The sequence below is a fragment of the Pseudomonadota bacterium genome (assembly GCA_010028905.1).
Lineage (GTDB): Bacteria > Vulcanimicrobiota > Xenobia > RGZZ01 > RGZZ01 > RGZZ01.
Window position 1 is genome coordinate 1 of record RGZZ01000918.1, and the last position, 1,057, is coordinate 1,057.

Consider the following 1,057-nt stretch of genomic DNA (forward strand, 5'->3'; position numbering starts at 1 on the left):
GCCGCCGCACTCGAGCACGGCGAGCATGAGGGCCACGTGCTGGTGCCCGCGGTTCGTGAAGAGGCCGACGCGGGTCTCGCGCGTCACACCGCGTGCGCGCAGCGCTCTCGCCAGCGCTTGCGCGGTGTGATGCAGGGCGATGTACGAGATCTGCAGATCGTTCTCTACGAGGGCGACGGCGTGGGGTCTCTCGGCGACGCGGGCGCGGAAGATGTCGGAGATCGTCTCTGGATCGCGCTGCGTGTGGGTCTCGTCGCGTGGCTCAGGGTTCCCCGACCTGAGGAGGGCTTCGGTCTCTGACGCGTCTCCCAGGGTCAGCGCGGAGATGGGCTGTGCAGGCCGCTCGCAGACCTGCTCGAGCAGGCTGAGGAAGTGCCGCACCAGACGCTCGCCTGTCTGGGGCGTGAACAGGTCTGTGGCATACCAGGCGACGCACTCGAGGCCGTCGTGTCGCTCGAAGAGGTGAACCTCGAGGTCGAAGCGCACGGTGGGCTGACCGCCGAAGGCCATGCGCACCTCGAGACCGGGCAGGGTCATGTCGAATCGGCCGGCGTTCTGCAGCGCGAACATGACCTGCACGACGGGCTGTGTGTCGGGGCGTCGCTCTGGCTCGAGCTCGGCTACGATCTTCTCGAAGGGCACGTCTTGATGGGTGAAGGCGTCGAGGCTTGCGCGTCGGGTCTGGGCGAGCAGGTCGATGAAGGTGGGGTCACCGGAGAGGTCGCTGCGAATCGCGAGGGTGTTGACGAAGAATCCGATGAGCCCTTCGATCTCGGGCACCACGCGGTTGGCGACGGGCGATCCGATCACCAGATCGGTCATGCCGCTCCACCGCTGCGTGAGCACCGCGAAGGCGGCGCGCACGACCATGAAGAGGCTGGCGTCGTGGTTTCGAGCCAGGTCTTCGAGTCGCGCGGTGAGGGCGGCGTCGACCGAAGCCGTGCAGATACCCGCGCGATAGGAAGGGCGGGGGGGGCGCGGGTGGTCGTAGGGCAGGGCGAGCACTGGCGGGGCGCCGTCGAGATGCGCCTTCCACCAGGCGGTCTGGCGTTCGAGG

At 68.2% G+C, this 1,057-nt stretch carries 1 protein-coding gene; it reads right to left on the reverse strand.

Annotated features, from left to right (window positions below; translation table 11 throughout):
• On the reverse strand, positions 1-1,057 hold a 1,057-nt coding region (locus EB084_26355), incomplete at both ends, for a non-ribosomal peptide synthetase (protein ID NDD31785.1).